Below are 26196 nucleotides of genomic sequence, written 5' to 3'. Positions count from 1 at the left end.
AAAGAATGATTTTCCTCCAACAACTTAAGGATATCTAAGAAATGAAGTTTAAAATTCACTTAACTTCTTTTGGTAAACTTCCGGCATCAAGAATTAATAGAAAAAAAGGGATTCTATTATGACATGTGGTTGAAGCAGGCAGAAAAGAGACAGGACATGATTTCTCTATGATATCATCCCGATGAAAACGGAATGATATCATACGTCAGTTTTACTTTTTTTGTCGCGTTTACATAAAATACTCCGGCCGGTTGATCATAATCTGCTTGTTCATTTGACTGATCACGCCTTCGCAGCGGAGCTTTTTCAGGACGGCGCTGACGGTTTCGCGGGATGTCCCAGAGATTTTGGCAATTTCAGCAGCGGTGATCGGACAGTTGATGACGGTTGAATTGCTTTCTTTTTGACCGAGGCTTTCGGTTAAATAGTAAATGGCTTGTGTGACCCTGTCGTGTGCATGGGAGAGTGTAATGCGCTTCAGCCTTTCCTCGTGGAGGGCAAGAATGTCTGATAAATGATTGAGAATATCGTAAAGCAGGTTTTTGTTGTCCCGGACGAGATCTTCGAAGATGTTCATGGGTATATAGTAGAGTTCAATATCTGTTAAGGCTTCGGCGGCATAGTGATAATGCTCATCCCGAAACAAGCCTCCAAATGGAAAGAGGGTATGAGGACGTACATAGTCGGTATAAAACATGGATCCAGCTTCGTTTGATTTTTCGAGTTTGATAAAGCCGTCGAGAAGAAGGTACATTCGTTCCCGGGGGTCGTCTTCCATAAATAATATCTGGCCTTTATGGTAAGTGCGCCAATAGATAAACTGTTTCATATCTTCCAGATCTCTTTTATTCAGGGAAGCGAGAAGAGGAAACTTTTTCAGTTGATGTACGATGTCTTTGTTCTTCATATGGACCACCCTTATCGATTTTCTTATGTTGCGGCTATATAGTTTAAATTTTACTTGTTTTTGACGATTGGCAAAAGGAAGAACCCTCCCCGAGCCCTTCCTTTTGCTTTTAGGCTTGTTCGACAATCGTGCCGGCATTTCCTTGGAGAGCGTCTTTGGCTAATTTCAGGGATGTGATGACCGTTTTATTGCCTTTTTTGGCTTCGGCAAATTGGATGGCTGCTTTGACTTTTGGCAGCATGCTTCCTTCTGCAAATTGCTTTTCTTTTATATAACCTTTCAGTTCTTCGGTGGTGACGCGTTTCAGCGCGCGTTCTGTCGGCTTTAAATAATCGACGGCAACATAGTCGACACCTGTTAGAATGACCAGTTCGTCAGCCTGCACAAGTTCCGCCAGTTTGCAGGCGGCAAAGTCTTTGTCGATGACGGCGTCAATACCGGAGACGGCATCGCCGTTTTCAATGACGGGAACGCCTCCGCCGCCGGCCGCAATGACGATATGTCCGTGTTCGACAAGATCATTGATAACATCGTGTTCAAGGATCGATACCGGAGCCGGAGACGGTACGACCCGGCGCCAGCCTCTTCCGGCGTCTTCTTTAAAAACGAGGCCGCCGTTGCGGCTGTTCATCAGTTCTTTCGCTTCTTCTTCGCTGTAAAACGGACCGATCGGTTTTGTCGGGTTGCGGAATGCTTCATCATCGCCTCGGACGGCGACGCGGGTGATGACGGTTGCCGCATGTCCGCCTTTCCCTTTTGCATGCAGCGCCCGGTCAAGAGCATTTTGCAGCCAATAGCCGATCATTCCCTGGGTCATGGAAACACAAGTTTCAAGCGGCATGGCCGGTGTTTTCGGGGAATCCGCCTCTTTTTGCTGAATCATCAGGTTTCCGACCTGCGGGCCGTTTCCGTGCGTGACGATTAATTCGGCGCCGCTGTCGATCATATCCGCCAAATACATGGCGGTTTCTTCAAGCGCGCGCTTTTGCGCTTCTGCACTGGCATCTCCGGTTTGGATGGCATTACCGCCAAGTGCGACGACAATTTTTCTTTTTTTCATTTGATCATCACCTCTGTTTTGTTAAATTGAAATGCTTCCCGCAGCCAGCCTGATCACGGCGATGACAGCCAATACAAGAATCGCGGCGGCAATCAAAAGCTCGGCCTTATTGAAGACGGGGCCTTCTTTTCCTTTGCGGACAGCCCGGAATACGAGAATGCCGGGAGCGTATAAAATCATGGTCAAAAGCAGGTAATCAAGTCCTGCGGCATATACGAGCCAGACGCCGTAAATGCTTGCGATGATCCCGATGATGAGGTTCTTTCCCCGGTTAGGTTCTTTGTGCAGCCAGCTGTATTTAAGCTGATAAAGCCCGGAAAACAGATACGGGATCAAGATGGCCGAGGAAGCCAAGGAGAATGCAAACTGATAGGCCGCATCCGAAATGAGAAACGTCAGCAAAAACAGCTGGATAATGGCGTTTGTCAAAGTCAGCGCATTTGTCGGCGCGCCGTTTTTATTTTCTTTGCCGAACCATTTCGGGAAGACCCCTTCGCGCGCCGCGATCAGCGGGAGTTCGCCCGCGAATAATGTCCAGGCCAGCCAGGCGCCCAATACGGAAATGATTAATCCCAAGTTGATGAGCACAGCTCCCCATTTGCCGACGATATGCTCCATGATCGCGGCCATTGAAGGATTCGGAAGCCCGGCCAAGTTTTGCTGATTCATGACGCCGAGCGACAGCATCGTAATCATGACGTAAATCACAAGTACACTGATCAAGCCGATGACAGTCGCTTTGCCGACATCGCTTGATTTTTTGGCACGGCTTGAGAATAAGACGGCCCCTTCAATTCCGGTAAACACCCAGACGGTCACCAGCATCGTGCTCTTGACCTGTGTCCCGATGGAACCGAGCGACAGCCCTTTTCCCCAGAAATCGTTCGTAAATAAATCAAGATGAAACACAAAGATAATGGCGATAATGAAAGCAAAAATCGGTACCAGTTTTGAAATGGTCGTAATTAAGTTGATCATGGCAGCGGACTGTACCCCGCGCAGGATCAAAAAGTGCACGCACCAGAGGATTACGCTTGCACCGATAATCGATGCGACGTTTTGTCCGTCTCCAAACGCAGGGATGAAATATCCGACTGCGCTGAACAGCAGCGTTCCGTATGCGACATTGCCGAGAAGGGCTGCGAACCAGTACCCCCAGCCGCTGTTAAACCCCATAAAATGGCCGAATCCTTCCCGCGCATAAGTGAAAATACCGCCGTCTAAATCAGGCCTTTTCGTGGTCAAGTTTTGGAAAGAGAAGGCCAGGGCAATCATGCCGACTCCGGTGATGATCCAGCCGATTAAAATGGCTCCCGCCCCCGCTCCTGAAGCCATGTCGCTTGCAAGGTTGAAGGCGCCCCCGCCGATCATCGATCCGATGACAAGCGCGATAAGTGCAAACAGCCCAAGTTTCTTTTCTTCCGCCATTTTTGTCACCTCATTCGGTTTAGAATGGAAAAGGGAATGAGCCCCTTTTCCTGTCAGTCAAGATCGCCGAGTGTCGCTGCCATGACAGCTTTAATTGTGTGCATGCGGTTTTCAGCTTCATCGAACACTTTAGAGTGTTTGCTGCGGAACACTTCGTCCGTCACTTCCATTTCTTTAAGGCCGTGCTGATCGTAAACGTTTTGTCCGTAAGTTGTATGAAGGTCGTGGAAGGCAGGCAGACAGTGCAGGAAGATGACGTTATCGTTTCCTGTTTTCTTGACGAGATCCATATTCACTTGATAAGGTTTGAGCAGTTTGATCCTTTCAGCGAACTTGTCTTCTTCTCCCATGGATACCCAGACGTCCGTATACAGAACGTCGGCTCCGGACACGGCTTCATCTGTATCGCTTGTGACGGTGATTTTTCCGCCGGATTCTTCGGCGAACGCTTCCGCCATTTTAACGATGTCTTGATCAGGGAACAGCTCTTGAGGCGAGCAGATTCTCACGTCCATGCCGACTTTGGCGCCGCCGATGAGCAGGCTGTTCGCGACGTTGTTACGGCCGTCGCCGATATAGGTGAGTTTGATCCCTTTTACATGTCCCGTATGTTCTTTCACTGTCATAAAGTCCGCAAGCATCTGCGTCGGATGCCATAAATCGGTCAGCCCGTTCCATACCGGCACACCGGAGTGCTCTGCCAGGGAAATCACTTTTTCATGTTCAAATCCGCGGAATTCAATTCCGTCGAACATGCGGCCGAGAACTTTGGCTGTGTCTTCGATCGATTCTTTTTTGCCGAGCTGAATGTCGTCTTTGCCCAAATATTCGGGATGCGCACCGAGGTCGATACAGGCTGTCGTGAAAGCGCAGCGCGTTCTTGTAGAAGGCTTTTCAAACAGCAAAGCGATGTTTTTACCTTCCAAATAGCGATGCTTGATGCCTTGCGCTTTTTTTTCTTTTAATTTTTGGGCGAGATCGAGCAAATAGAGGATTTCTTCTTCGGAAAAATCTTTTTCAGCTAAGTAGCTTCTGCCTTTTAAATCAATCGTTTGGTTCATGGATCTCTCTCCTTTTTCTTTAGGTTTGGCTATTTCACATCTTCGCGATAGAGCGGCATGCTCATGCAGCGCGGGCCGCCGCGTCCTCTTGAAAGCTCCCCGCTCGGGATTTCGATAACTTTAATGCCCTGTTCTCTCAAACATTCGTTAGAAATGTAATTCCGGTCATAGGTGACGACGACACCAGGAGCGATCGCGAGTGTATTGGAGCCGTCATTCCACTGCTCCCTGGCTGAAGCGATTTCGTCTCCGCCGCCGCAGAAGATCAAGTTGACATCTGAAAGGCCGAGCGTTCTTTTTAGCACTTCCGGCAGATTGTGTTCTTCAGTCGTACGAATGTCGCCTGCCGTTTCCCCTCTCTCAAGAACGAAGATCCGCATGTCTCCTTCAGGCCCCTGGATGGCGGGATGGATCGTGAATTGATCTCGGTCAACCATCGTGAAGACGGTATCTAAATGCATAAAGGCTCTGCTCTTCGGTATTTCGACGGCCAGTACGCGGCGAATCCGGCTCTGCCGCTGAAATAAGTTCCGGACAAGACGCTCGATCGCCTGAGCCGTTGTCCGTTCTGATACCCCGATCGCTACGGTATCTTCATTTAAGACAAGCTCATCTCCGCCTTCGATATTGAATTTGAAATCACGGTCAAGCCAAACCGGAATCTCATGCCCTTTAAAACGCGGGTGGTGATTGATAATGTAGCGCATAAACAGCGATTCTCTCCTGCGAGCAGGCTCTTTCATTTTGTTGATGGTCAGTCCGCTTCCGATGGCGGCCGCCGGATCTCTTGTGAAGTAAAGGTTTGGCATCGGATCGAGATAAAATGGATAATGGTCTTCCATCAGCTCATGAAGATGCGATTTCTTTTGGCGTTCCAGCTCATTTTTTCGAATCCCGCTCATCACATGTTCGACCATCGAATCGGCGTCAAAGGTGAGCAAGAACTCTTTCAGTCTGTCGTAAGCGCCGTTGATATCTGCTTTGCTTTCCGTTAACAGCTCATCGATAAACCGCTCGCGGATGAAAGCGTCATCCAGGGCTTCAGCCGTCAGCTTTTCTAAATAAAGAACTTCAACTCCCTGTTTCTTTAACGTTTCTGCAAATTGGTCATGCTCTTTTTGCACCGCTGGCAAAAAGGGAATATCGTCAAAGAGAAGCCTTTCCAGATATTCGGGTGTGAGGTTTTCCAGTTCCCGACCGGGCCGCTTCAGCATGACGGTTTTCAAAGGGCCGATTTCAGAGTAAACGTGTATCGATGTTGTCATGATCATCCCGCCTCCTAAGCTCTTTTTGTTACATGTACAGCTTAAAACAGGAAGGAAAAGCTCGATGTGAAAGCGATAACAACGAAAACGTGATATATTTCACATGTTTTTTGATGAAGCAAAAACAAAAATGAATAATTATGATAAATCGAAAATGAGTCCTTGCAGGAGCAGAGAATAGAACGTATAAAACGTGTATATTTTTAAAGGGGATTTTTTGAAAAAATTTTTTTTGAGGGAAAAAAAGCTGATCCGGATGGCCGGATCAGCATAAGTGATCACAAAATGATTGGGCTGCCTCAGGCGATTGGGAAATCACAAGGCATGTATCGTTCCCGCATATACAGCCCAGCATTTCCGGGCTTCCCAGCTTATCAAGAAGGACGCCGATGGCATGGGCGTTGCCGGGCATTGTTTTAATAATGATCAAGTTGTCCGTCCGATGCACATGAAGGACAACGTCGGAGATTTTATCTTTTAATATTTTGGAAGGGTTGATGGATAAGGAAGCATTTGTCGTGTAGACAAGCTTTCCGTTTTCACCGGGCTGTTTCACAAGATACATTTCTTTAATATCGCGGGAAATGGTAGACTGCGAAACGGCGATGCCCCGTTTTTCCAGCAGGGATGCCAGCTGTTCCTGATTTTCTACCGGATGTTCGAGAATGGTTTGCTTGATGAGCCATTGCCGTTTTTGTTTGTTCATAAGAGCGCCTCCCAGGCAAAACACGTATATCTATTATTATAGGACGGTTTTATCGTCGGCAGATGGAAGCTATTTTACAAAAAAACAAATCTTTCAGTCTGTTAAAGGGGTTGATAGACCCCAAAATTTCACTTATAATGCTTGAAGATGACAAATTGATAACAGAGAAAAGGTGGTTTTCTAGGGTTCCGCAGTGGGTTCCGCGCTGGTCTGGTCCGAGAGAAAACACATAGCGAAGATATCGTTATGACACGGTGGGATAAAAGCCCAGGAGTTTTTGCTCTTAATCAAAGAGCTTCTCTCCGGGGCTTTTTTACTTTTTACAGGAAATCGACTACGAATAAGGAAGGGGATGCAGTTTTATGAAAAAGAAAGCAATGGATATGATCCTGCTTGTTATAGGCGCATTTTTCTTTGCGTTAGCCGTGAATCTGTTCGCCATCCCGAATGACTTGGGAGAAGGCGGCGTCACGGGGATCACGCTGATTTTATACTACGTTTTTGAATGGTCTCCGGGCATCACAAACTTTGTGCTGAACGGCATTCTTCTGATTATCGGCTATCGCTTTTTGGATAAAAAAACGACGATTTATACCATCATTGCGGTGGCGGCCAATTCATTTTTTCTGCACGTGACTGAAGATTGGACTGTGCCGGCTGATGAAGTGATCATCAGCACGATCTTTGCCGGGGTATTTGCCGGCGTCGGCATCGGCATGATCATCCGTGTCGGCGGAACCACTGCCGGGTCTGCGATTCTCGCGAGAATCGCCAATAAATATTTCGACTGGAACATCAGCTATGCCTTGCTGATGATCGATTTAGTTGTCGTGTTCAGTTCCTACTTTATCATTGGTGCTGAAAAGCTGATGTTTACGATTGTCATGCTGTACATCGCCACAAAGGTCATGGATTTCATTATCGAAGGGCTCAACACGAAAAAAGCGATCACGATCATTTCTGAGCATAAAAACGAGATCGCCGCGCAGGTCAATACCTTGATGGACCGCGGCGTCACGATATTAACGGGACGCGGACACTATACGGGCGATTCCAAAGAAATTCTATACATTGTCATTAACAAACAAGAGCTGTCCATGCTCAAGAAAATTATAAGAAGCACAGATAAAAAAGCATTTGTCATCATCCACGATGTCAGGGATGTATTCGGCGAGGGATTTGTTGATATTTCAAAATAGGGGAAGGCTGCCGGCAGATGGCCGGGAGCCTTTTTGTATTCATCGGGTCGTGATTAGGGACAGATCGTCTGCTGATTGGACGAATACGTGATCATTCACACTGCAAGTTTTATGCAGAAACCGGTTTCTGTGGTAAGGTAGATTGTGGCATGAATATCATTAATATAGAAATCCGCTTGCTGAAGTAAAGGAGGTCTATTATTTTTGGAACAGGAAGAAAAAAAGCCAATTGATGTGAAAAGCCGAATGTTCTTTAGAGTATGGGCTTTTGCGGGGACGGCAGGTTTCGGATTGGTCGGAGTGTGGCTCTTTTATGAAGCAATAAAACTCGAATCGAAATATTCATTGCTTTACCTGGGAGTCGGACTTTTCGGGATCATCTATGGTTTGATTACTTTTCTAATGATATTTCCGGCATTCACGAAAAAAGGAAACATCATCTTCAGCATGATCGAGGGAGAAGGCGGGCGGCTGTTCTCAGGGAATAAATCTGTGCTGTTCAAGGACATCAAAAGCCTTAAAATGGCGCAGCACCGCTTCAGCCCGAAAGGCATTTTCTTTATGGATATACTGATAGAGACGCGCGGGAACGGCATGGTGCGGATTCCGACGTACAACATTCTTCCTGAACCGGCATTTTATAAAGCGGTCGAGCTATACATTCTGCCCTATATGACGGAGGAAGCGCGTGCGGACTGGATCGGCCGGTTCACAGAAGCGCAAAGAAAAGCTTATTTAAATGAATTTCATAAAGATATTTAATCGTCCGGGAAAGAGCAATTTTCGAGATGAATGAAAATAACTGAAACCTTTGGGGAAATTCATTCGTCTTAATTAGAGGCCGTAGTCTTAATGCGGAATTTTTTTACGCAGACGTGGACTGTTTGAGTGAGGGAAGCTGGGGGATTTTCATCGTGGACGTGCTTGAAAAACCGCCGAGACTTTTAGTAGAATGATATATTATCGTTTCCTCACGCTTCATTGACTGAAACAGAAAGCGGTCTGAAAAAAGTTTAAAAAGGTAGAGGTTATCATGAAAAAAATATTCTCTCATAAGCTAAGCTTTTTTGTGTTAGCTGTTGTTTTTGTATGGGCTAAAACCTATGCTTCCTACTTTTTAGAGTTTAATTTGGGTGTGAAAGGGTCTACGCAGCACATGCTGCTGTTTATCAACCCATTCAGCTTCACGATTGCTGCACTCGGTTTGGCTTTGTTTGCTAAAGGCCGTCGGTCGGCGATATGGATCATCATCATTGATGCTGTGATGACGTTTGCTTTATATGCAAATATCCTGTTTTACCGTTTCTTTGATGACTTTTTGACGTTTGCAAACTTAAAACAAGCCGGAAACCTCGGCAACATGTCGGATGGCGTTTTTGACATCATGGCATTTCATGACGTTATCTATTTCGTCGATTTGATCATTCTGATTGCATTATGTGTGAAGCTGCCTGAACTGAAGGCGGCACAACTGAAAAAAAGATGGGCTGCAACTGTCGTTATCGGCGGAGTGGCGCTGTTTTTCATCAACCTTGCAGTTGCTGAGACAGACCGTCCGGAGCTTTTGACAAGAACATTTGACCGAAATTATATCGTCAAGTATTTGGGGCCTTACAATTACATGATCTATGATGGTGTTCAGGCTGCCCAAAACGCGAGCCAAAAGGCATATGCGAGCAGCGACGACCTGACGAGCGTCATCAACTATACCAATTCGCATTATGCAAAACCGAATGACGAGTATTTCGGCGCAGCAAAAGGCAAGAACATCATCAAGATTCATTTGGAAAGCTTCCAGACGTTTTTGATCGATTATAAGCTGAACGGAAAAGAAGTCACGCCGTTCTTGAACAAGCTGGCGCACGGCCAGAATGACATGATGTATTTCGATAACTTTTTCCATCAGACCGGTCAAGGTAAAACCGCGGATGCCGAATTGATGATGGACAACAGCCTTTACGGACTGCCTGAAGGCAGCGCGTTTGTAACCAAAGGGCAAAATACGTACCAGTCCCTGCCGGCGATTCTGAACCAAAAAGAAGGCTACACAAGCGCCGTGCTCCACGGGGATTACAAGTCATTCTGGAACCGCGACCAGGTGTATAAACAAATTGGCTATGACAAATTCTTCGATGCCAGCACATATGACATGTCAGAGGAGAATCTCGTCAACCTTGGCTTGAAAGACAAGCCGTTCTTTGAAGAATCAATTCCGAAGCTGAAATCGCTGAAACAGCCGTTCTATGCGCATTTAATCTCGCTGACAAACCACTATCCGTTCATTTTGGATGAAAAGGATGCCACCCTTGAAAAGGGAACGACGGGAGACAAAACGGTAGACGGGTACTTCCAGACGGCGCGTTATCTTGACGAAGCGCTTGAAGATTTCTTTAAAGAGCTGAAAAAATCGGGATTATATGATGATTCCGTCATCGTCATCTATGGCGACCACAACGGAATCTCAGAGAACCACAACCGTGCGATGAAAGAAGTATTAGGAAAAGAGATTACACCGTATCAAAACGCGATGAATCAGCGCGTACCGCTTATGATCCGCGTTCCGGGCAAAAAAGGCGGAGTCAATCATACGTATGGCGGTGAAATGGATGTCATGCCGACACTTCTTCACCTGCAAGGTATTGACAGCAAAAAATACATCAACTTTGGTACAGACCTCTTTTCTAAAGACCACGACGAAACCGTGGCTTTCAGAAATGGAAACTATGTAACGCCGAAGTACACGATGATTGATACGACCGTATACGATACAAAGACAGGAAAAGAGATCAAAGGCAACCAGGAAACGGAAAACCTCAAATCACAGGTGTCCGAACAGCTGGATCTGTCCGACCAAGTACTCTATAAAGATCTGTTAAGGTTCCACGAAATTTCAGACTTCAAACCTGTTGATCCATCAACGTATCATTACGGAAAAGAAAAAACCGGCGAGTAAAAACGAAAAGCCGCCTGACTGCTTTATGAAGCGTCAGGCGGTTTTTTTTGTGAGGCTGGTCCGCCGTTGTTCTAAGAAGCCGGCCCGGCACATAGATTGATAGGAAAGAGGACAGAACAAGGATAGAGGATGTGAGAACGTTGACCAAATCTCAGTATTTTTTTAAATTGCATCCTTTAATGGTGCCGGCCGGCTGGACAGTGAAAGAAAATCATTTGTATCAAAAGCCGATTCGCGATCCCCGCCGTACGCTCTTCACCTTGGAGAATGAAACCTCCGGTAAAATGGTACAAGTTGAATATGCTGGAGAACTGAAGTACGTTATCAGGATGCTAAATGCTGATCAAACGCTGGTCAGTGAAGATTCAGATACGCCGTATGAACAGCTGGTCGAACGGTTGGAAGATAGGATTCGCGCCTCTGGCGGCGCCCGCAATTTGCTGAGGCTTAGAATCCCGGCCGGTTGGACGGTTGTGCATCACTCATTAACCGATACAAACCCCGATGAATTGGCGCCTGACAGCAAGGCCTGGCGGTCAGATTTCAAACGGGATCTTTTGAAGCTGCGGCATGAGGAAGAATGCCTCCTCCTCGATATAGAGTGGTATCCCGAGTGCAGTCCGGCCGGCCATTATGCGCTGAAATTGATTAAGAACGGGAACTGGAACAGTCCTTTGGAAGACATGCTGTGCATCCATCCGAAGGAATTGGCCTATGAGATTCACGCTGTTTTGAAAAAGACTTGTGAACATCAATATGTTGATGAAGCCGGCGCATAACGCGGCCGGTTTTTTGTGTGAAAAGTCCTTTGTTCAATACATACTTTTTATTCAATAAAATGTCATATTTTTCTTGAGTGAATAAGAAAAATATTTTATCATGGTAAAAGATACATAAGAATTAGACGAAAGGGGTCAAACGGGATGAAAAAAATAGCAGCGGGTCTTTTGTCTGCCGGTCTTATCATCGGTTTTTCCTGGGGTGCCGGCGATGTGGCAGAAGCAAAAACGAAGGTAAAAACGTACAAAAACTGCAAAGCTTTAAACAAAGACTATAAAGGCGGCGTCGCACGTTCGAAGTCGGTCAAAAACAAAGGCGGAAAAACGAAGTACAAGCCGTATGTTTCAAAAGCGCTTTATGACGCCAATAAAAAGCTGGACCGCGATAAAGACAAAATTGCCTGTGAGCGCTGATATATCCAAAAAAAGATCTCTTGCTGAGGGGGTCTTTTTTTGTTTATCAGGAAATTTATGAAAATTAAAGACTGCTGAAACATAATCTTAACAGTGCGAACCTATACTTTGGCAAGAGAAGAGCAAAAGGGGAGTGGATGATGTGTCAGCTTTATTAAAGAAATTGATGTTATCTTCATTGATCGGGGTTTCTATCGGGTCAGCACTGTTTGCACCGGACGCGGGAGCGCAAGAGCCGGCGGCGAAGCCTAAAAAAGTGGCTGTCATTGCGCACAGAGGTGCTTCGGGATACGCGCCGGAAAACACGATGGCTGCCTTTGAAAAGGCGCATCAGATGAAAGCGGATTATATCGAGCTGGATGTTCAAATGTCCAAGGACGGGGAGCTTGTCGTCATTCATGATACAACTGTAAACCGTACGACAGACATCGGCTCAGTGCTGCCGGTCGCCGTAAAGGACTTGACGCTTGCCGAGCTGCGCAAGCTTGATGCTGGCAGCTACTTCGGGCCGCAGTTCGCCGGGGAACGCATTCCGACATTTGAAGAAGTGCTTGACCGGTATAAAGGAAAGATCGGAATGCTGATCGAATTGAAAGAACCTGCACGCTATCCGGGAATCGAAGAAAAAGTATCAGCGGCATTGAAAGAGCGGAGAATGGATAAGCCTAAACACGGAAAAATCATTGTACAATCGTTTGATTTCAACTCTGTATACAAAATTCATCAGCTGCTCCCATCAATGCCGACAGGTGTCTTAACGTCAAAAACAGCGGACTTAACAGATGCAAAGCTCAAGGCATTTTCCGGCTATGCAAAATATGTGAACGCCAACTTAAAAAATGTGGCCGCTGATCCTACACTTGTGCCGAGAATCCATGCGTTCGGCATGAAAATTACGCCATGGACCGTCCGCTCCCGCGATGAAGTGCCTCCGCTTTTAAAGGCCGGCGTGGACGGGATTGTGACAGACTTTCCCGACTATGTTCCGAAAAAAGTACGCTAGATACTAAACAGAAAGCCTGCAGTTTGCTCTGCAGGCTTCAGCGTGTCGACAAACCCTCGCATTCGTTGTCAGGCCTGCGCGTCGGTGCTCACGAATTCCAACATTCGCTCCGCTCCGATGCTCGGCCTTCCTAGACTGCAAAGGTTTTCAATCACGCTGAAAAGATGACAAAATCCCAAAACAAAAAGCCGTTTTGGGATTTTGTCAACAATCTGAAGCCTGCAGTTTGCTCTGCAGGCTTTTTCATTCATCAATAAAACTGGGCTAACAGCAGCAATGTCAGTGTAACGGTTATCGCTCCGCCGATTCTTGTGGATACCTGAGCAAACGGCATGAGCTCGAGGCGCTCGGCGGCGCTGAGAATGGCGATGTCCCCCGTTCCGCCCTGACCTGAATGGCAGGCATTGATAATCGCGGTTTCGATCGGGTACATGTTCAGCCACTTTCCTGTAAAAAAGCCGACGGCTATCATCGTGATCACGACAGATACGATCGTAATAATATTGGCAATATTAAAAGCAGCGATCAGCTTGTCCCACGGTGTCATGGAGACGCCAATGGCAAAAAGCAGCGGATATGTCACAGCAGTTGAAAAAAAACGTGACACGCCGTAGGCGCCGTTTTCCAAATTCGCCGGAGCCAAACGAAACAGTTTCACGGCAACAGCCAAGAGAAGCATCATGACGGGTGCTGGAAATCCGAACAAGTCATGTGAAAGCATACCGACCAAATATAATGAGACGGCAAGAATGCCTCCCGATGCAAAGTGGGAAAGGTTAAAAACGCTTTCTTTGTCTTTGTCGCGGCTTTCAAGCGGCAGTGCGTCCCCACTTTCGAAACGGTCGACTTTTCCATTGCCTGTCCATTCAGGCTTTTTCTTCCCCATTACATTTAAAACCCCAGACAAAATGACAGCGCTTAAGCTTCCGAACATAATGGAAGGAATGACAAGTGCAAAAGCTTCCCCTTGTGACATGTGCATGATTTCCGAATAGCCGATGGACAGCGGAATGGCTCCCTCGCCAACCCCTCCGGCCATGATCGGAATCACAATGTACAGCAGCGTATGCTGAAATCCGAGGCCGAGCATTGTACCAACTGTCAGACCGACTGCCGCTGCGGCAATTGTCCCTGCGATCAGCGGAATGAAAATTTTAATGAAGGCCCTGACCAGCGTTTCTCTTTTCATCCCTAAAATGCTTCCCACTACAATGGCTGAGATAAACAAATAAAGAAAGTTTGAGTTTTCTGTAAATTCAGTTGTTGATTTGATAATGTCATCGGGAATGAGATGGTAATAGACGATAGCTGAAGGAATAAATGTCGCAAGTATAGCGGCACCGCCGACAGAACGAAGAAGCGGCAGCGACTTTCCGATTTGGGCGAAGGTGAATCCGAAAAAGCCCGTAACCGCAATAGCAGTTAAAATGTCGCTTTTCAGATCGTGCATATAGACAAACGTCACAATCAAAGCGAAGAGCAGCAAGTATACGGGCAGCGGAATGATGCCGATTTTAACATTCATTGCTCTTGCAAAAAAATTTTCATCCGGTTCTTTCGTTGTTTGAATCGGTATATGTTGTACCTTTGGTTTTGCTTCCATTTTCTTTCCCCCATCCTTTTTGTTATCCCTTTGCTCTGAGTTATTTAACTAAATTAAGTATACTAAAAAAATCAAAATTCAGACAACCGTGCAGGAAGACCTAGCTGTTTTCACATGATGATCTAGAGCGGGTCCATTTGGTTAAAGACGTGTCTGGACACTGTTTAATGGCCTTGTGCAGGCTTTTTTTGATGCGATAATTCCCGAATTTCCTTTTGCTGGAATCAAAATCGACACAAAAAAGCTGTCAATCCGTCAAAAATAAATCAAACATTTAGGAGCAGAGACCTTTTTTCCTGTGTGAACCGTTGATACATTCAGCTCCCGTCTCCGAAGAGACAGAGGACGTCTGCGACAAAAGATTCAATCTTGAGGGGGCATATATGTGAAGGGTTATTAATGTGAGCCTTATGGATTTTTCGGAACAGAGTCTATAGTCTTATATTTTTTGCGTTTAAAAGACAATTAGATATATTTTTTTATTATTTTTAAGGAAATTTAGGTCTAAAGGTGGTAATATATTCGAGTGCAAAAGAATGAAATTAAGGGAAATTTTAGAGAAACCCTTCCCGAAGGGTTTTTTATCAGCACATAAGGAGAAGAAAATGGAATTTATCTTACACTACTATCCCGTCGCAATGATTGCCCTTATTCTCATCGGTTTTTTGGGATCTTGGATGAATCCGCGTTTCAAGAAATTTTTAATCATATTGTGTCTTATGACGAACGGCGTGTATATTGTTTGGCGGTTTGGCTATACACTGCCTGTCTCTCGCCCCGCCGACATCGTGATGGGCGTGATCCTGATTGCAACTGAATGTATCGGCTTTTTACAGCTCTTGGTCTTTTATACGCTAGTATGGAAGGAAAGGAAGCGGGAGCCGGAAACGCTGGGCGATCAAGACTATTGGCCGAGCGTTGATATTCTCATTGCAACTTATAACGAGGAGCGCCATGTGCTGAAAAAGTCAGTGGCAGGCTGTCTGAGCCTCGACTATCCAAAAGAGCTTGTCAATATTTATTTGTGTGATGACGGAAGGCGGACGGATATTCAAAAACTGGCTGAGGAACTTGGCGTTCATTACGTTACAAGGCCAAACAATGAGCATGCAAAAGCGGGGAATTTAAACCATGCGATGAGCTGCTCGAACGGGGAACTGATTGTGACGATGGATGCCGATATGGTTCCGCTCCCTTCATTTTTGCAGAAAACTGTCGGCTATTTTAAGAAGGAAAAAGTGGCTTTTGTTCAAACGCCGCAGGCCTTCTATAATGAAGATCCTTATCAGTACAACTTATTTTCCGGTGCGAACATTCCGAATGAGCAGGACTTTTTTATGCGCAGGCTCCAGGCCGGGAAAGACCGTTTTAATGCCGTCATGTACGTCGGCAGCAATACGGTTTTCAGAAGAACCGCTTTGGAGGAAATCGGCGGTTTTGCGACAGGCGTGATTACGGAGGATATGGCAACCGGAATGCTTTTGCAAACGAAATTTAAATCTGTTTTCGTCAAGGAAGTGCTTGCCGTCGGTCTCTCGCCGGAAACGTGGACGGATCTTTTGAAGCAGCGCGACCGCTGGTGCAGGGGAAACATTCAGTGCGGAAAGAAGTGGAATCCGCTTTTCTTAAAAGGTCTTACACCAATGCAGCGCATTCTTTATTTTGACGGTATTCTCTTTTGGTTTTTCGGCGTTTTTAAGATGGTTTACATCCTGGCGCCGCTCTTGTTTTTGCTGTTTGGCATACATAGCTTAAAGACCGATTTGTGGTCGATCACCTCGTTTTGGCTGCCTGCGTTTTTAGGTTCTTACCTTTCATTTAAAGCCGTTTCGGACCGGCAGCGCAGCATGAGCTGGAGTCATATTTACGATACATCGATGGCGCCGCACATGGCGATATCGGCTTTGTCGGAATTCATTTTTAAAAAGCGGTTTGATTTTAAAGTCACACCGAAGGGAGTCAACACAGATCGGCGAAAATTCAAATATACGACGGCGCTGCCGTGTGCGATTCTGCTTGCAATGACGCTGTTTGCTCTCGGGAAAATTCTTTATGAACTTTGGTTTCTGCATACTTTTGATATGAACGTCACATCGTATCATTTATTTTGGGTTCTCTATAATATGACGGGACTCATACTTGCGCTGCTCGTTGCCTTTGACAGGCCGAGATTTCGAAGCTCTGAACGGTTCACAGTCAACAAGCCGGCGGCTTTTTCCACCGTTTCTGGCGATGAGCACGAATGCGAACTGATCGATGTGAGCGACACGGGCGCGCGTATCAGGCTGCCTTATCAGGCTGATTTGCACATGTACTATCATGTGGACGGTCTGATCATAGATGCGGTCGGAAAAGTGCTGGCTCGGGTGATGTGGACGACAAAAGTCGAGGCAGACATTGAAATCGGGCTGCACTTCAAAGAGATGGACAAGGAACTGTATGTGAAACTGATCGGTTTTATGTTTGATGAAGAAAATGCAAAAAAGGCCGACCGGGAAAAGCGGGCTGATACGTTGTCAACAGTGCTGCGCTTTTTCATGAAAACAGAAAAAAGCCCGGATGCATACAAGAGAAAACACGTCCGCGAGGCCTTTCAAGGTCTGGGAACACTGCTGTTTCCCGATGATGCAGAGAAAGGCGCCCACGAGATCATGATTAAGGACATCAGCTTGTCAGGCTGTCAGATTGAATCCGGCGTCCCGCTTGAGATGAATGAACATGTGTTGGTTTCTATCAATGAGAAGGATCTGGATCAGCGGTTGGCGCTCGTCTGCTGGATAAAGAAGCGGAAAAAGCGGTACACAGCGGGATTGAAATTTATAGATGGAAATGCGGCACAATCCATAGGAGACCCGGTAGCATAAGCTGCGGGTCTTTTTTTATCAACGGTCTTCCTGTACGGTCCGCCCGTTTTCGAATTTCATACTTTGATTCAGCATGTTTTCTTTAGCTGTTATCTTTATGGGATGAATTTTAAGGACAACGGTTTTGCTGCCTAAACTCGATCTGTACTTTTCAACATGTGTTTTGTGAAGCGGAGTACTGTAGTATCCTGGTACGTATTTGTCGAGAAGAGCCTGCATCGCGGATGTTGCTTCATCTAAGTCTGTGATGATTGACGCTGTGCCGAAAAGAATGACGCTCATATAAGCGGTATCGGTTTTAGCGGGAATGGGATGAACCATTGTTCCATATTGTTCGCTCACTGTGAAACATACATTGGGGTTTTCTTGCAGCATAGCTATTTTCCGCCCTTCTGATGCACCGTGAAAGTAAATGTAGCCGTTTTTCCAGACAAAATTCAAAGGGATGACATATGGATATTCATCTGTGGACATGCCGAGATAACCGGTTTGCGCTTCTGTTAAAAATTGATCAATCTTTTTTTCATCTGTGCAGACAAGCTGTTTTTGCCGAATGGAATGAGCCATCACATTCACGCTCCTTTTTATTATTAAACTGATTTTAAGTTGTTATTGTCCCTTTAAAAAGAGACAATAATAGAAAACTTGATGAGGTCAGATGATGATAGAGTTAACGCCTTTACTCAATAAACAGCTTAAAACACCTCTGTATATACAGCTTTACGAATATATCAAAAAAGAAATAGAGGCCGGCGGCATCCCAGCGGGAGCTCTTTTGCCGCCGATCCGCTATTTATGCGAACATTTGCATCTAAGCAAAAATACAGTTGAAAGCGCCTATCAGCAGCTCACTGCAGAAGGCTATACAGAAAGCAGGCCAAGGATCGGCATCAAAGTGCTTCCCTTGGAGAAAACACTGATGCCGCCTAGTCAATTGAAGATTCATACCAATCGGGAACAAAAAGACACAGGACAAGCTGCAGCGGCAACATATAATTTTAAATATGGTGATATCGATTTAAGCCATTTTCCATTCAAAACATGGAGACGTTGTCTGCAGAATGCAATGGACAGTGGAGATCATGACTTATTTTTGTATGGCGATCATAAAGGCGATTTCGGCCTTCGCACGGAATTGGCGAAGTATTTATTTCAGGCAAGGGGTGTGCGCTGTGTACCGGAGCAAATTGTGATCTGTTCCGGTACGCAGTATGCAGTCGGACTTCTTTGCCAGCTGCTCTCAATGCACGGCCGATTGGTTGCGGCGGAAAATCCGGGATATGATGGTGTGCGTTCCGTTTTCCTCAACCATGGATGTGAACTTCAGCCGATTGGTCTCGAGACAGACGGGATCAATTTGTCTCAGCTTGCTGCAAGCCGAGCCAAACTCGTTTATATTACGCCATCTCATCAGTTTCCGTATGGAATGGTCCTGCCGGTACAGAAGAGGCTGAAATTGCTTGAATGGGCAAGCCGTGAGAATGCCTACATTATCGAAGACGACTATGACAGTGAATTCCGCTATCAGGGCAGGCCTATTCCATCTTTAAAAGCGCTTGATAAAAAAGAAAAAGTCATTTATTTAGGGACTTTTTCAAAGTCATTTCTTCCGGCAGCGAGATTGAGTTATATCGTTCTGCCTTCAAAGCTGGCGGATGAATTTCAAGAAACGCTTGGCCGCTACAGCCAGTCCGCTTCACCCATTATTCAAAAAGCGATGTTTTTATTTATGAAAGAAGGTTTTTTCGAAAGACACATCCGTAAAATGAAAAAAGTATATCAAGAAAAGCACAAAACATTAATATCGGCCATTAAAACGCATTTCGGAAATGACATGGAAATCATCGGCGAAAAAGCGGGGCTCCATATTTTGATGAAGACAGACCGACATGCACAAGACCTCATACATAAAGCGGAAAAACTCGGTGTGAAAGTTTATCCGGTATCAGATTTCTGGCTTGAGCCACATAAAAGCAGCTCTTCCATCGTCATGGCGGGATTTGGGGGGCTTTCTGAAGCGGAAATTGAAGAAGGGATCAGCATACTGCGTAAAGCTTGGCTTTCATCATCAAAGCAGGAACGGTGAAAAATGCTCGTTCCGAAACCGATATTAAAAAGGATTCAATAGATAGAAAGCGGGAATACTTGTGAAAAAAACGAAACTGCTCATTTTGCTGCTTATGTTGATGGGAATGCTGTACGGGTGTTCCAGTCATGAAGCAAAAGGAGAGGAAAAAACAGAACCAAATACGGCTCAAAAAGCGGCAAAACAATCAAAACAGCAGGCGGAGCATGATCCATCCTCCAAGTGGATCAAAGTGAAGGGCCCCGCCCGCATTCCGATTCTCATGTATCACAGCATTTCCACAGGAAACAGCCTGCGCGTACCGGAGGCGGAGTTCCGCGGACATATGAAATGGCTGAAGGATAACGGCTATTACACACTGACACCTGAAGAAGCCTATATTGTCTTAACACAAGACAAAATGCCGAGTGAAAAATGCGTGCTGATTACGTTTGATGATGGTTATACAGATAACTTTGAAAAAGCGTACCCGATTTTGAAAGATTATGAGATGAAGGCGACAATTTTCATGATCGGTAAATCGGTCGGCAGAAAAAATCATTTAACCGAAAGCCAAATGAAAGAAATGGCCGAACACGGTATTGCTATCGAAAGCCATACGATCAATCATGTCGAATTGAACGGACTTGCTCCAGAGCAGCAGCTGAGTGAAATGACTCGTTCCAAAACATTGTTTGACGGCGTGCTTCAGCAGAACACAACCATGCTGAGTTATCCAGTTGGACGCTATAATGCCGAAACGCTCAAACAGGCTGAGAAGGCGGGGTATCAAATGGCGGTGACGACAGAGCCGGGGGCGGCTGCTAGGGATCAGGGGATGTATGCGCTGCACAGGGTCCGCATCTCGCCGGGAATGTCGCCGGACGCCTTTGGAAGAATGGTGGAACACAGCATACAATAGGAAAGACGGCATTTATCATGATGCCGCTTTCTTTATTTTTTTTCATTTTGGTCCGTCGGGCTCATGACAAGCCGCAGATTTGGACGCATACCTTCAGAGGTTCGGCGGTTTACCGGCTGCCCGGGTGCGGTTTCGATGACCCTCAAAAATCCGGTCGGCGCAGCTGCCTGGCGGATCAATATTCTGCTTTTCGGTGCCGCTTTTGTATAAGATCTTTTGTTGCTCTTGTCAAAAAAGAATGAATACAAAATAAACAGAGCCAATAAAACCAGTAAAAAAATCATCTGGAAAAAACCCTCCTTATTGTGAATGTCTTCTTTTAATATCGAACAAGTAGGTGCAAAGTTTTATATATTTTGTAACAGAATCGATTAATTGTGACTTTTAAATCGTTTGAAGAGCGGGAATCTGCTGTCTTTACATCATTCCCAATCGGAAGTCTGGTTAAACAACTGGATTGATGATGGCGTATTTGGAGTTAGATGGTGAATGAATGATGAAGTGAGATGGCTGGAACATACCCGGCTGACTGCAGCAAGAACTGCATACAGCCTAAGGGTCCGAGCAGAAGATAGGGAAAGGCAGCCCGCGGGTCTTAACAGCCGCCGCCATCACCGCCGCCGCCACAATCTCCGCCGCCACCGAAATCACTTCCGCTGTCGCCGGATGAATCAGGACCCCCGACAAAGAAAGTTGAAGAGCTGCTGCCGCTGTTGTTTCCGTCGGACGGCGCCATGGCGGCGTAGAGGAAGAATCCCACCAGGATAAAACCGATCATTCCAACAATCATATGAAAACCTCCTAACCAATATGACTTCTGTTTTACTACGAACAACGGGCCAAAAAGTTTCGGAAATCTGTAAAATTATAGTAACACAAAAAACGGCTAGACGCCGTTTTTTTACTGCCTGATCAATTTGGTCCGAACTGCACTCGGCATATCGCCGGGCTGTACTTCTTCCCATGTCTCAACGTATTTTCCCTTCGCGTGTACCTTTAGGTAGGCGTTTTTTCGAAGGGAGCCGCTGGAGGAGAATGTAATTTCTTTTTCCTTCCCAGTGTCATTATATCCTTCCAGCGTGTACTCATAGCGGCCCGGACTCAAGTGCTTTCCGTCTTTGTTGATTTGGATATACACGCTTTCTTTTTTCACAAGTGGATTGAACCTGTCTGTCACCTCATTATGAATTAATAGAAATGCACCGATGCATACAACAGCCAAACCGGCTGTAATCAGAGAAATTGTTTTTTTCATATTTTATCACCTTAAAAATCCTTTTAATTTTTTCAAATAGCTTTTTCGAATGATCATAAAGAATAATAGTTGGAAGGTCAGAAATCCGCCTATCGTCATCAACACCGGAGCTGCAAAATGACCAAGACTCTGCGCCTCGAGCGTCTTCATCGCAAAATACGTATGAACTGCTGCAAGAGCGAACGGAAAGAAGAACAGGATGGCCAATTGAATCGTCACGCTCTGCGACATTTCCTTTTCGCTCAGGCCGATTTTTGCAAGCGACCGGTAGCGCTGCTGATCTTCTTCAAGATCGGTAAACAGGCGGAAGTAGAGAAAACTTCCGGATGCCGTAAAAAAGAGAACCGCAATAAAAAGGCCGATAAACAGACTCAGGCTTGGAAGCTGAACAGTTTCAAAATAAGTACTGGCCTTTGCGTCAAATTGAAATCGGATATTGGGAGCTTTTTCTCCAATATCTTTTTCCAGTGATTGGATCATATCAAGGCTCTCTTTCCAGCGGTTGTAGTTATAGCCATACAATGTGACGAATTCGCCTTGTTTTTTCAGTTTTTCGAAGGTTTTGCCGTTTACGACAACGACGCTGTTTAACAAAATGAGGGGTTTTTTAATACCTTTCACTTTTAGGCGTTCATTTGCCGGCTTCGAATCTTTGTTTAACATGTTCAAGGTCTTGGGAATTTCCGGCTTTTCTTTCGCCTCGATGGCGTTCGGATAATACATCGCCTCGCCGTCTTTCAGTTCGCCGGAATCTGACTTAAAGTGCTTTTGGAATTCGCCTTCAGAGGTCAGGAGCACCCAGGGTCCCTGGCTATAGCTCATATAAATTCCTTTTGTCACTTCCTTTTCATATGAAAAATGTCCGTCCTTCAACTTTTGTTCGATCAGCTTAACGTGTGTCTGTTCCTTTTGGTTCCCGCTGTATAATAAGTACTCTATCTCATATTGAGAATCCAATTTTCCGATGGAAGTCTTGGAAATCACCAATGTGCCAGTGGCGGTAAAGGCGACGGCTGAAATAATGCAAACGAGAAAGAACAGACGGGCATTATCGTTCAGCCGATAGGCAAGATCGGATACCCAAAGCACGTTTTTTCCGCGCAAATAAAATGACTTCCGTTTTTTTAAGAGCCGCAGCAGCCAAATGCTGCTTTGGCGAAAGAAGAAATAAGTCCCGATGATCGTCAGAATTAAGATCGTGACGGCTTGGGGAAAATGGATGTCGGCGAACAATACGAGCCAGAAGCCTGAGCCGAGGCAGCCGATGCCGATGACCGAAAAGATAACAGACGGTTTTGGGTCAGGTTTTATTTTCCCGGTGCCTTTGATCAGCTTGGTAACGGTTTTTGATTTAATAAACAAAACCGTAAATTGCGACAGCAAAATAAACAGCATGAGAAAGCAGGCGGCTGTGAGAGCCAGCGCTTTCCAAGGCAGATACAATGGCAAAGCGTCCATTTCCAGAATATAAGCGCCGATCGTAAAAAATGTTTTTGCAAAAACCAGACCGCCGATGATCCCTGTAACGATCGAAAGCACGCCGATGATGATGTTTTCTGCGGTGATCAGCTTCCTCAATTGACCCGGAGCGATTCCCTGGATGGTGAGGATCCCGAATTCTCTGCTTCTCGACTTGAGAAAGGCGTTGACGGAATAAAGCACAAACAGAATGGAAAAGGCGAAAATCATCCATTCAGCCACCGATAATCCCCGCTTTGCAATGGTGTTTAAGTAGCCTTTCTCTAAAGCGGGGTGGAACAAAAGCATCGCAAATGTGAAAAAAACCATCACTGAAAACGCGCTGCTTAAAAAGAAGGCAAGATAGGCTCTTTTATTCCGGACGACGTTTTTATAAGCGAACTGAAGAAAGGTCATTGGCGTTTCCCCCCAGCATGGACAGCACATTCAGTATCTCTTCATAAAATATTTGGCGGTTGGCGCCGCGGTGGATTTCGTTGAATAATGTTCCGTCTTTAATAAAAATGACGCGCCGGCAATAACTTGCGGCAACAGGGTCATGCGTGACGATCAATATCGTGGCATTGTCGTTTTCATTAAGATGCTGCATCGTTTCCATTACGTCTTTTGACGCCTTCGAATCGAGGTTTCCTGTCGGTTCGTCGGCGAGGATGAGAGCGGGCTGATGAATGACGGCTCTTGCGATGGCCGCCCGCTGCTTTTGTCCGCCGGATACTTCAAACGTCCGTTTATTCAGAAGTTGTTCGATGCCGAGTTTTTCAGCAATCGCCTGAAGTTTATCTTCCATGACGGAAAGCGGTTTATTTTCAAGCGTTAAGGGCAGCATGATATTTTCACCGATCGTCAGCGTATCCAGCAAATTAAAATCCTGGAATACGAATCCGAGCTGTCTGCGGCGAAAGTGGGCAAGCTTGGCCCTCTTCAGATGATGCGGATTTTCTCCGCGAATCAAAATGTCGCCGGAATCGGGGCGGTCAATCGTCGAAATGATATTGAGAAGCGTCGTTTTTCCGGAGCCGGACGGCCCCATGATCGCCGTGAACTCACTGCCCTCGACATTGAATGAAATATCTTTTAAAGCCTGATGAGAGACTTGTCCTTTATATGTTTTATTGATGTTTTTAACGATCAGCATGTCTGTCATGATATCCTCCTTTTGCGGTGCTTTTTAGGGGTGCCCGCTTCCAATATGTTGCGATTCTTCAAATCCACTCCAGTGCCCATTCGGAATGCTGAATGGCCGGTGTGCAGAAGCAAAGTATGGCGGGCCTCGTTTTTTGTTCAGCGCGTCGATAACGACGAACAAAAAGGAAAAGATCGTGTAGAAGCGCTGAACAAGTGACGTTTATTTGGGCGATCAGATGGCTGAGGATCCGCCTGCCCTGAAGTAGATCATAAAAATGATTCCGCATAAAGCGAATCCTCTATCATCGATTGTGTCGATTCTTTTCATAAACTTGGATTGCAAATAAAAAATCCTCCTTGCCACGTTTGTTTGTGTAAACAAATCATATCAAGGAGGATGTGGATGAGCTATGCGGTTTTATTAAAGAAGACTTACATTTTTGTAAGGAACGAAAATTGCACAGTCGTTCCTTTCCCTTCTTCTGAAGCGATGCTCACATCATGATTGAGCTTTTCCGCAATCTCTTTTACAAGGTAGAGGCCGATGCCCGTTGATTCCTGAAAGCGTCGTCCGTTTTCCCCGGTGTAATAAGGCTCAAATACCCTTTTCAAATCCTGTGAAGGAATTCCGACTCCGTAATCTTTGATTTCCAGGATGATGCGTTCGCCATTACGGAATATCGACATATCGATGCGTTCGCTTTTTCCTGACGAATACTTCACAGCGTTGGTGATAACCTGGCCAACGGCAAACTTGAGCCATTTGCGATCAGAGTAAATAACGGCGTCTTCAGCGGGAACCTGTTTATTTGGATAGACCCGATGCTGTATAAAATAGCGTTTATAGCGCTGAATCTGAGAATGAAGCAGCTCGCCAAGTGACACGGCTTCAATTTTAAAATCCTTTTCAAACAGGTCAAGCCTTGATGAATAGAGGAGTGTTTCCAGTCCGTATTCAATCTGCTGGACTTCTTTTTTGATTTGTTTAAAAACGGGTTCGTCCTCTTCCTGGATGATCAGATTGATGACGGAAAGCGGTGTTTTCACCTGATGCACCCATTGATTCATGTAGGTTACCCTGTCTTCCAGCTTGGACTCCATCTCATGTATTTTGCGGTGGTGGAGCCGACTCAGCTCCATATGTTTTTCATAGAGCTCTGAGCAAAATTCAGCCGTCCCCAAAAAAGGAATTTCTGTATCTTTTTGTTCTGAGCCGAGCCACTGGTAGACTCTGTGTTCTTCATACCATTTGTACGAAAGATAAAGCGCCAGCGCCAGAAGCTGAACGCCGAGAATGTAAAAAAGGTGGGTGAAAGTCTGCATGCCGGCAAACCAATAGTAAAAAAACACGAATCCGCCCTGAAAAAGAAACAGAAGAATGAGAACGGCATGGTTTTTTAGGAACAGCTTCATGATTTCGCCCTCAGCTGATACCCTTCGCCCCGCACGGATTCAACTGAGAAGGGCACGTCCATGCTTCGCAATTTTTTGCGAATCCTTGTAATATAGACATTTAACGTGTTTTCATCTATAAATGTATCGGTTTCCCATGTCTTCTCCATCAACCGGTCTCTGCTTGTCACTTTTTCTCCTCTTTCAAGCAGCACTTCCAAGAGTTTGCTTTCCTTTTTTGAAAGCTCGAGCTTCTCATCCCGGCAGCGCAGCTCAAAACGTTCGACAAACAGCTGAACGCCTTCAAATTCAATCACTTTTTCTCCTTGCTTAACGGCGTATTCTCCAAATGCCCTGCGAATTTGGCCTTTAATTTTAGCGAGCACCACTTCATAGGAAAAAGGCTTTTCTATATAATCATCGCCGCCGTTTTCAATCGCCATGACCTGATCCATTTCTCCGCTTCTCGCTGAAATGAAAATGATCGGACAAGTCGAATGCTGGCGGATTTGCCGGCACCAGTAGTACCCGTCGTATGCCGGCAGATTGATGTCAAGCAATATCAGATCGGGCTTCTCTTGGAGAAACATTTCAAGGATAGAGGTGAAATCAGTCGCTGCAACAGTTTCGTATCCGTATTTTTCTAAATGATCGCATAAAAGCTTCCGAATGTCTTCGCTGTCCTCGACAATCATGATTTTCGTCATTTTGAACAC

At 45.7% G+C, this 26196-nt stretch carries 24 protein-coding genes and 1 riboswitch; of the genes, 9 read left to right on the top strand and 15 right to left on the bottom strand.

What is annotated here, in order from left to right; genetic code table 11:
- Positions 1-229 precede the first annotated feature (229 nt).
- From MHB72_RS21280 to argR, 6 genes are all read right to left on the bottom strand, one after another.
- Positions 230-907 carry a Crp/Fnr family transcriptional regulator gene (locus MHB72_RS21280; RefSeq protein WP_020453468.1) on the bottom strand — a complete coding sequence of 226 codons (678 nt, stop codon included), beginning with the start codon at positions 905-907 and terminating at the stop codon, positions 230-232.
- A gap of 109 nt (positions 908-1016) precedes the next feature.
- Positions 1017-1967, bottom strand: coding sequence for a carbamate kinase (gene arcC / locus MHB72_RS21275; protein ID WP_020453467.1), 951 nt, complete (start codon positions 1965-1967; stop codon positions 1017-1019).
- Positions 1968-1988: 21 nt separating this feature from the next.
- The gene (gene arcD / locus MHB72_RS21270; protein ID WP_020453466.1) at positions 1989-3395 is read right to left on the bottom strand and encodes an arginine-ornithine antiporter; all 1407 of its coding nucleotides are present in this window, start codon (positions 3393-3395) and stop codon (positions 1989-1991) included.
- Positions 3396-3448: 53 nt separating this feature from the next.
- Complete coding sequence (gene argF / locus MHB72_RS21265) at positions 3449-4456, bottom strand: ornithine carbamoyltransferase (RefSeq protein ID WP_095323596.1); 1008 nt, start codon at positions 4454-4456, stop codon at positions 3449-3451.
- Positions 4457-4485: 29 nt separating this feature from the next.
- A complete protein-coding gene (gene arcA / locus MHB72_RS21260) occupies positions 4486-5721 on the bottom strand; it encodes an arginine deiminase (RefSeq protein ID WP_216919200.1) in 1236 nt (411 codons plus the stop codon).
- A 265-nt stretch (positions 5722-5986) separates the two neighbouring features.
- Entirely contained in the window at positions 5987-6427 is a 441-nt protein-coding gene (argR, locus tag MHB72_RS21255; protein WP_020453463.1) for an arginine repressor, read from the bottom strand.
- A 169-nt stretch (positions 6428-6596) separates the two neighbouring features.
- A riboswitch (guanidine-I (ykkC/yxkD leader) is annotated at positions 6597-6703 on the top strand.
- Between the two features lie 86 nt (positions 6704-6789).
- Between argR and MHB72_RS21250 the strand changes: the two genes are divergently transcribed.
- From MHB72_RS21250 to MHB72_RS21225, 6 genes are all read left to right on the top strand, one after another.
- On the top strand, positions 6790-7626 hold the full coding sequence (locus MHB72_RS21250) for a YitT family protein (protein ID WP_216919202.1): 837 nt from the start codon (positions 6790-6792) through the stop codon (positions 7624-7626).
- Between the two features lie 204 nt (positions 7627-7830).
- Positions 7831-8388 carry a YfjD family protein gene (locus tag MHB72_RS21245; RefSeq protein WP_195536771.1) on the top strand — a complete coding sequence of 186 codons (558 nt, stop codon included), beginning with the start codon at positions 7831-7833 and terminating at the stop codon, positions 8386-8388.
- Positions 8389-8659: 271 nt separating this feature from the next.
- Positions 8660-10579, top strand: a complete 1920-nt coding sequence (locus MHB72_RS21240; protein ID WP_023856932.1) for an LTA synthase family protein — start codon at positions 8660-8662, stop codon at positions 10577-10579.
- Between the two features lie 131 nt (positions 10580-10710).
- On the top strand, positions 10711-11358 hold the full coding sequence (locus MHB72_RS21235; protein ID WP_020453459.1) for a hypothetical protein: 648 nt from the start codon (positions 10711-10713) through the stop codon (positions 11356-11358).
- A gap of 144 nt (positions 11359-11502) precedes the next feature.
- Complete coding sequence (locus MHB72_RS21230) at positions 11503-11772, top strand: excalibur calcium-binding domain-containing protein (RefSeq protein ID WP_020453458.1); 270 nt, start codon at positions 11503-11505, stop codon at positions 11770-11772.
- 142 nt (positions 11773-11914) lie between these two features.
- The gene (locus tag MHB72_RS21225; RefSeq protein WP_216919204.1) at positions 11915-12775 is read left to right on the top strand and encodes a glycerophosphodiester phosphodiesterase; all 861 of its coding nucleotides are present in this window, start codon (positions 11915-11917) and stop codon (positions 12773-12775) included.
- Between the two features lie 250 nt (positions 12776-13025).
- Here the strand turns inward: MHB72_RS21225 and MHB72_RS21220 are convergent, their stop codons facing one another.
- Positions 13026-14378, bottom strand: a complete 1353-nt coding sequence (locus MHB72_RS21220; RefSeq protein WP_020453456.1) for a 2-hydroxycarboxylate transporter family protein — start codon at positions 14376-14378, stop codon at positions 13026-13028.
- Positions 14379-14983: 605 nt separating this feature from the next.
- On the opposite strand from MHB72_RS21220, the gene MHB72_RS21215 reads away from it, so the two are divergent.
- Entirely contained in the window at positions 14984-17242 is a 2259-nt protein-coding gene (locus MHB72_RS21215; RefSeq protein WP_216919206.1) for a glycosyltransferase, read from the top strand.
- A gap of 18 nt (positions 17243-17260) precedes the next feature.
- Here MHB72_RS21215 and MHB72_RS21210 read toward each other — a convergent pair whose 3' ends face one another.
- Positions 17261-17809, bottom strand: a complete 549-nt coding sequence (locus tag MHB72_RS21210) for a pyridoxamine 5'-phosphate oxidase family protein (RefSeq protein ID WP_216919208.1) — start codon at positions 17807-17809, stop codon at positions 17261-17263.
- 94 nt (positions 17810-17903) lie between these two features.
- On the opposite strand from MHB72_RS21210, the gene pdxR reads away from it, so the two are divergent.
- Both pdxR and MHB72_RS21200 read left to right on the top strand, forming a co-directional pair.
- Positions 17904-19328, top strand: a complete 1425-nt coding sequence (gene pdxR / locus MHB72_RS21205; protein WP_216919210.1) for a MocR-like pyridoxine biosynthesis transcription factor PdxR — start codon at positions 17904-17906, stop codon at positions 19326-19328.
- A gap of 94 nt (positions 19329-19422) precedes the next feature.
- Entirely contained in the window at positions 19423-20229 is an 807-nt protein-coding gene (locus tag MHB72_RS21200) for a polysaccharide deacetylase family protein (protein ID WP_216919673.1), read from the top strand.
- A 32-nt stretch (positions 20230-20261) separates the two neighbouring features.
- On the opposite strand, the gene MHB72_RS21195 is transcribed toward MHB72_RS21200, so the two are convergent.
- From MHB72_RS21195 to MHB72_RS21165, 7 genes are all read right to left on the bottom strand, one after another.
- Positions 20262-20513, bottom strand: coding sequence for a hypothetical protein (locus MHB72_RS21195; RefSeq protein WP_020453451.1), 252 nt, complete (start codon positions 20511-20513; stop codon positions 20262-20264).
- A 311-nt stretch (positions 20514-20824) separates the two neighbouring features.
- Entirely contained in the window at positions 20825-21019 is a 195-nt protein-coding gene (locus MHB72_RS21190) for a hypothetical protein (RefSeq protein WP_020453450.1), read from the bottom strand.
- Positions 21020-21130: 111 nt separating this feature from the next.
- Positions 21131-21484: a YxeA family protein gene (locus MHB72_RS21185; protein WP_216919212.1), complete on the bottom strand. Its 354-nt coding sequence runs from the start codon at positions 21482-21484 to the stop codon at positions 21131-21133.
- Positions 21485-21490: 6 nt separating this feature from the next.
- On the bottom strand, positions 21491-23359 hold the full coding sequence (locus MHB72_RS21180) for an FtsX-like permease family protein (RefSeq protein ID WP_216919214.1): 1869 nt from the start codon (positions 23357-23359) through the stop codon (positions 21491-21493).
- Positions 23334-24107, bottom strand: coding sequence for an ABC transporter ATP-binding protein (locus MHB72_RS21175; RefSeq protein WP_216919217.1), 774 nt, complete (start codon positions 24105-24107; stop codon positions 23334-23336). The genes MHB72_RS21180 and MHB72_RS21175 overlap by 26 nt, the downstream gene beginning before the upstream one ends.
- A gap of 413 nt (positions 24108-24520) precedes the next feature.
- On the bottom strand, positions 24521-25501 hold the full coding sequence (locus MHB72_RS21170) for a sensor histidine kinase (RefSeq protein ID WP_216919219.1): 981 nt from the start codon (positions 25499-25501) through the stop codon (positions 24521-24523).
- On the bottom strand, positions 25498-26187 hold the full coding sequence (locus MHB72_RS21165) for a response regulator transcription factor (RefSeq protein WP_020453445.1): 690 nt from the start codon (positions 26185-26187) through the stop codon (positions 25498-25500). Before MHB72_RS21165 ends, MHB72_RS21170 begins: the two co-directional genes overlap by 4 nt.
- Positions 26188-26196 lie beyond the last annotated feature (9 nt).

Source organism: Bacillus sp. FSL K6-1284 (assembly GCF_038002625.1).
GTDB lineage: Bacteria > Bacillota > Bacilli > Bacillales > Bacillaceae > Bacillus > Bacillus paralicheniformis.
Note: the sequence above shows the minus strand (reverse complement) of the source record. Positions and strands in the feature narration are given on the sequence as shown.

Excerpts from the sequence above, each read along its gene's own strand:
- MHB72_RS21280 (WP_020453468.1), bottom strand. The coding sequence starts at position 907 with ATGAAGAACAAAGACATCGTACATCAACTGAAAAAGTTTCCTCTTCTC.
- arcC (WP_020453467.1), bottom strand. The coding sequence starts at position 1,967 with ATGAAAAAAAGAAAAATTGTCGTCGCACTTGGCGGTAATGCCATCCAA.
- arcD (WP_020453466.1), bottom strand. The coding sequence starts at position 3,395 with ATGGCGGAAGAAAAGAAACTTGGGCTGTTTGCACTTATCGCGCTTGTC.
- argF (WP_095323596.1), bottom strand. The coding sequence starts at position 4,456 with ATGAACCAAACGATTGATTTAAAAGGCAGAAGCTACTTAGCTGAAAAA.
- arcA (WP_216919200.1), bottom strand. The coding sequence starts at position 5,721 with ATGACAACATCGATACACGTTTACTCTGAAATCGGCCCTTTGAAAACC.
- argR (WP_020453463.1), bottom strand. The coding sequence starts at position 6,427 with ATGAACAAACAAAAACGGCAATGGCTCATCAAGCAAACCATTCTCGAA.
- MHB72_RS21250 (WP_216919202.1), top strand. The coding sequence starts at position 6,790 with ATGAAAAAGAAAGCAATGGATATGATCCTGCTTGTTATAGGCGCATTT.
- MHB72_RS21240 (WP_023856932.1), top strand. The coding sequence starts at position 8,660 with ATGAAAAAAATATTCTCTCATAAGCTAAGCTTTTTTGTGTTAGCTGTT.
- MHB72_RS21230 (WP_020453458.1), top strand. The coding sequence starts at position 11,503 with ATGAAAAAAATAGCAGCGGGTCTTTTGTCTGCCGGTCTTATCATCGGT.
- MHB72_RS21220 (WP_020453456.1), bottom strand. The coding sequence starts at position 14,378 with ATGGAAGCAAAACCAAAGGTACAACATATACCGATTCAAACAACGAAA.
- MHB72_RS21215 (WP_216919206.1), top strand. The coding sequence starts at position 14,984 with ATGGAATTTATCTTACACTACTATCCCGTCGCAATGATTGCCCTTATT.
- MHB72_RS21210 (WP_216919208.1), bottom strand. The coding sequence starts at position 17,809 with ATGGCTCATTCCATTCGGCAAAAACAGCTTGTCTGCACAGATGAAAAA.
- pdxR (WP_216919210.1), top strand. The coding sequence starts at position 17,904 with ATGATAGAGTTAACGCCTTTACTCAATAAACAGCTTAAAACACCTCTG.
- MHB72_RS21200 (WP_216919673.1), top strand. The coding sequence starts at position 19,423 with ATGTTGATGGGAATGCTGTACGGGTGTTCCAGTCATGAAGCAAAAGGA.
- MHB72_RS21195 (WP_020453451.1), bottom strand. The coding sequence starts at position 20,513 with ATGATTTTTTTACTGGTTTTATTGGCTCTGTTTATTTTGTATTCATTC.
- MHB72_RS21190 (WP_020453450.1), bottom strand. The coding sequence starts at position 21,019 with ATGATTGTTGGAATGATCGGTTTTATCCTGGTGGGATTCTTCCTCTAC.
- MHB72_RS21185 (WP_216919212.1), bottom strand. The coding sequence starts at position 21,484 with ATGAAAAAAACAATTTCTCTGATTACAGCCGGTTTGGCTGTTGTATGC.
- MHB72_RS21180 (WP_216919214.1), bottom strand. The coding sequence starts at position 23,359 with ATGACCTTTCTTCAGTTCGCTTATAAAAACGTCGTCCGGAATAAAAGA.
- MHB72_RS21175 (WP_216919217.1), bottom strand. The coding sequence starts at position 24,107 with ATGACAGACATGCTGATCGTTAAAAACATCAATAAAACATATAAAGGA.
- MHB72_RS21170 (WP_216919219.1), bottom strand. The coding sequence starts at position 25,501 with ATGAAGCTGTTCCTAAAAAACCATGCCGTTCTCATTCTTCTGTTTCTT.
- MHB72_RS21165 (WP_020453445.1), bottom strand. The coding sequence starts at position 26,187 with ATGACGAAAATCATGATTGTCGAGGACAGCGAAGACATTCGGAAGCTT.